Here is a 4,004-nt window from a genome sequence, read left to right as displayed (position 1 = left end):
CTGACGCGCGAGCAGGTCGTCCTCTACGAGACGCTCGTGCGCGAGTCGATGCGCCGCATCGAGGAGGCGGACGAGGACACCCGCCGGGGCCTGGTGCTCAAGCTGCTCACCGGGCTCAAGCAGATCTGCAACCACCCGTCGCACTACCTCGGCCACGACCGGCTGCGGGGCGGCTCCGGCAAGCTCGACCTGCTCGACGAGCTGCTCGACACCATCGTCGCCGAGGACGGCTCCGTGCTCGTGTTCACCCAGTACGTCGCCATGGCGGCACTGCTGGACAAGCACATCAAGCACCCCACGCTGTTCCTGCACGGCGGCACGCCCGTGCCTCAGCGCGAACGGATGGTCGACGACTTCCAGCAGGGCCGCGCACCGGTGTTCCTGCTGTCGCTCAAAGCCGCCGGCACCGGGCTCAACCTCACCCGCGCCGACCACGTCGTCCACTTCGACCGCTGGTGGAACCCCGCCGTCGAGGACCAGGCCACCGACCGCGCCCACCGCATCGGCCAGACCCGGCCCGTCCAGGTCCACAAGCTCGTCACCGAGGGCACCGTCGAAGACCGCGTCGCCGCGCTGCTGCGCGACAAGCGCGCCCTCGCCGACGCCGTCCTGCACGGCGGCGACGGCGCCCTCACCGAGCTCACCGACGCCGAGCTCGCCGACCTCGTCCAGCTCAGGAGCTCCTGATGACCGCACGCGGGTTCGCCGCGTTCCCCAAGGTGAAACGCCGCGCCGCCACCACGTGGTGGGGCAAGGCCTGGGTGAAGGCGCTGGAGGACACCGCCCTCGACACCGGCATGGTCCGCCTCGGCCGCCGCTACGCCCACGCCGGCGTCGTCGGCCCGATCACCGTCAGCCCCGGCCGCCTGCACGCCCAGGTCCACGACGACGACACCGTCCACAACACCACCGTCGACGTCCCCGTCCTCACCGAAGTCCAATGGGGACGGTTCCTCGACCGCGTCGCCGAACACGCCGGCCACCTCGCCGCCTTGCTGGACAACGACATGCCGCGCGACCTCGTCGCCGCCGCCGAGGAGTCCGGTGTGGACCTGCTGCCCGGCATCGGCGACCTCGAACCCGACTGCGACTGCGACGGCTGGGAACTGCCCTGCCGCCACGCCGCCGCGCTCGCGTTCCAGGTCGGCTGGCTGCTCGACGCCGACCCGTTCGTCCTCCTGCTGCTGCTGCGCGGCACACCCGAACAGGAGCTCCTCGACGCGCTCAAAAAGCGCGTCGCCGGACCCGTCGGCACCAGAACACCTGTGGTGGTTTCCGCCGAACCCGCAGGTCAGCTGCCCGCCCGTCCCGCACTGCCGACCACCACACCTGTGGTGCTCGCGGTCGAGCCGCCGCCCGGTGTCGACGCCGCGGACCTCACCGCGTTGATGGAGATCGCCGCGGAACGCGCCCGCGCGCTGCTGCGGTCGGGCACTCTCGACGCGTGATCACCGAGAAGCAGAAGATGACGACCGGGCAGCGGTACCGGAACTCCCACCCCGAGCTCGTCGCCGAACGGCGGCACGCCCAGTCCCTCGTGGACGAGTTCAACACCACCCGCGACGGCGCCGTCATCGCCCGGCTGTTCGGCTCGATCGGCGAGGGCTCGCGGGTCATGCCTCGCTTCCAGCGCGACCACGGCTACCAGATCCACCTGGGCTCCGACAGCTTCCTCGACTACGACGCCATCCTCATGGACTGCGCCACGATCCCCGTCGGCGACGACGTCTCCATCGGCCCGCGCGCCCAGCTGCTCACCGCACCGCACCCCGTCCAGGACCACGAGGCCCGCCGGTAGCGCTTCGAGGCCGCCACCCCCCATCACCATCGGCGACAACGTGTGGCTCGGCGGCGGTGTCATCGTGCGCGCCGGCGTCACGATCGGCGACAACGCGGTCGTCGGCGCCGACAGCCCAGCTGACGCTCGCACGCCCGCACGACCGGCAACTCGCTCAGCTCAGGTAGATCGACGCCAGCCGCCGCACCTGCGACGCGACGTGCGCGCGCAGCTCGTCCGGCTCCAGCACCTCCACCTCGGCGCCCATCCGCAACACCATCCCCGCCGCGTGCGCGACCGACTCGATGGGGATCGTGACCCGCACCCACCCGCCGTCGTCCACAGCGGACCGTTGCGCCGCACGCGTCACCGCGGGCAGCACGTGGAAGGAGAACGACTCCCACCCGCGCGCCGACAGCCGCAGGACCGCCTCGCCGGTGAACTGCCGCGCCTGGAACTCCTCCAGCGACGCCGCCCAGTGCGCCCCGAGGTCGAACCCCTCCGGCCGCTCGAACGACTCCTCCAGCACCGACACCGCCTGCATCTGCCCCACCCGGTACGTCGAGATCCGCGACGACCCCAGCGCCACCAGGTACCAGCGCCCCGCCTTGAGCACCAGGCCCAGCGGCCTGAGCACCTTCGTCACCTCCTCCGGTGCCTGCCAGCGCCGGTAGCGGACCTCCAGCAGCCGCTCCCGCCACACCGCGTCCGCCACCGGCCCGAGCAACGGCGAGCGCTCCGGGTCGGAGTACCAGGACGGCGCGTCCAGGTGGAACCGCTCGGTCATCCGCGCCGCCCGCACGCGCATCGACGACGGCAGCGCCGCCATCAGCTTCAGCTGCGCCGCCGACACCGCGTCCCCGAGCCCCAGCTCCGCCGCCGGCCCCGGCAGCCCGGCCAGGAACAACGACTCGGCCTCCTGCTCGGTCAGCCCGGTCAGCTTCGTGCGGTACCCGTCGAGCAGCTGGTAGCCGCCCGCCGGTCCCGCGTCGCCGTAGAGCGGCACCCCGGAGGCGTGCAGCGACTCGACGTCGCGGTAGATCGTGCGCACCGACACCTCCAGCTCGGAGGCGAGGGCCTGCGCCGTCATCCGGCCCTTCGTCTGCAGCAGGAGGATCAGGGAGACCAGTCGGCTCGCACGCACGCGCCCACACTGGCACACACCACTGACACAGGATGTCAGTGATAGCTCATACGTTCGACTCATGGCTTTCTATGAGAAGCAGCTGACGGTCAGGGAACCGCTGGTCGTCGCCGGCCGGCACGTCAAGCGCTACGAGGTCGTCACCCCGGGCCTGGAGATCACCGACGACATCCGGGCCGCCGCCTGCGCGTTCCTGCCCACGATCTACCCGGACTTCGAGGACCCGACCCCGCCGGCCACGGTCACCGTGCTGCACCGCAGCGTCGCGGGCATGTACCTCAACGCCTACAACTGGGTCTGGGACAACGTCCTGCACTGCCGCACCGCCGTGTCCGGCGACCAGCCGTTCCTCGGCTCCACCGACCCCGACCTCACGCACTTCAGCGTCATCCCCAAGGACCTCATCGGCTGCGTGTGGGAGCTGCCGCCACTGGAGCACGAACGCCGCGCGTGGGTCCGCCACGTCCTGGAACCCGGCGAGCCCGACCTCGACGCCTACCTCGCCGACGTCCTGACCGACTCTCTCGTCGGCCGGTGAGCGACTGGCAGGGAGCGCCGTCGAGGTAAACGGGTGGACGGCGGCGTTAGGTTCGCAGACATGACCACTCCGGAATCCGTCGTGCGCGCGCTGGCCGAACCGGCGAGGCTGCGGGCCTTCGCCGCCGTCGTCCTCGGGGCGGGGACCCTCGCCGACGTCGCCGCCGCCTCCGGCCTGAAGGTCAAGGACGCCGGCACCGCGCTGCGCAAGCTCCGCGAGGCCGGGCTCGTCGAGGGCGAGCCCGCCCGGCCCGCCGACCTCAAAGCCCTCGCCGCCACGCTCACCGAACCGGTGCCCGCCGACGGTCTCGCGCCGTTCGTGCGCGGCGACAAGCTCGTCTCGCTGCCGGTCGCGCACGAACGCCGCCGCAAGATCCTCGAGCACGTCGCCTCGAAGGCCTTCGAGGCGCGGTCGTACTACGAGGAGACCGAGATCAACGAACGGCTCCAGGCGTGGTGCGACGGGGGAGAGGTCGACCACGTCACCATCCGCCGCTACCTCGTCGACTTCGGCCTGCTCGAACGCGGCGGCGGCCTGTACCAGGC

6 protein-coding genes are annotated in these 4,004 nt (G+C 71.7%); 5 read left to right on the top strand and 1 reads right to left on the bottom strand.

Annotated elements, in window-relative coordinates:
• The 3 genes from VF330_RS29995 to VF330_RS29985 form a co-directional block, all read left to right on the top strand.
• The coding region (locus tag VF330_RS29995) for a C-terminal helicase domain-containing protein (protein WP_330855053.1) at positions 1 to 687 on the top strand (687 nt) is incomplete at its 5' end.
• Positions 687 to 1,448 (top strand): SWIM zinc finger family protein, encoded by a 762-nt coding sequence (locus tag VF330_RS29990; protein ID WP_330855052.1) that lies wholly within the window; start codon positions 687 to 689, stop codon positions 1,446 to 1,448. The genes VF330_RS29995 and VF330_RS29990, both read left to right, overlap by 1 nt.
• Positions 1,445 to 1,798 carry a maltose acetyltransferase domain-containing protein gene (locus tag VF330_RS29985; protein ID WP_330855051.1) on the top strand — a complete coding sequence of 118 codons (354 nt, stop codon included), beginning with the start codon at positions 1,445 to 1,447 and terminating at the stop codon, positions 1,796 to 1,798. The genes VF330_RS29990 and VF330_RS29985 overlap by 4 nt, the downstream gene beginning before the upstream one ends.
• A 154-nt stretch (positions 1,799 to 1,952) precedes the next feature.
• On the opposite strand, the gene VF330_RS29980 is transcribed toward VF330_RS29985, so the two are convergent.
• Positions 1,953 to 2,921, bottom strand: coding sequence for a YafY family protein (locus VF330_RS29980; RefSeq protein ID WP_330855050.1), 969 nt, complete (start codon positions 2,919 to 2,921; stop codon positions 1,953 to 1,955).
• 61 nt (positions 2,922 to 2,982) lie between these two features.
• On the opposite strand from VF330_RS29980, the gene VF330_RS29975 reads away from it, so the two are divergent.
• Both VF330_RS29975 and VF330_RS29970 read left to right on the top strand, forming a co-directional pair.
• On the top strand, positions 2,983 to 3,459 hold the full coding sequence (locus tag VF330_RS29975; RefSeq protein WP_330855049.1) for a hypothetical protein: 477 nt from the start codon (positions 2,983 to 2,985) through the stop codon (positions 3,457 to 3,459).
• Positions 3,460 to 3,519: 60 nt separating this feature from the next.
• On the top strand, positions 3,520 to 4,004 hold a 485-nt coding region (locus tag VF330_RS29970), incomplete at its 3' end, for a DUF2087 domain-containing protein (protein WP_330855048.1).

It is taken from the genome of Lentzea sp., from assembly GCF_036380075.1.
Lineage (GTDB): Bacteria > Actinomycetota > Actinomycetes > Mycobacteriales > Pseudonocardiaceae > Lentzea.
The sequence above is the reverse complement of the archived record's forward strand: the minus strand, read 5'-3'. Positions and strand labels throughout refer to the sequence as shown.

Coding starts and splice junctions, on each gene's coding strand:
- VF330_RS29990 (WP_330855052.1), top strand. CDS start 687: ATGACCGCACGCGGGTTCGCCGCGTTCCCCAAGGTGAAACGCCGCGCC.
- VF330_RS29975 (WP_330855049.1), top strand. CDS start 2,983: ATGGCTTTCTATGAGAAGCAGCTGACGGTCAGGGAACCGCTGGTCGTC.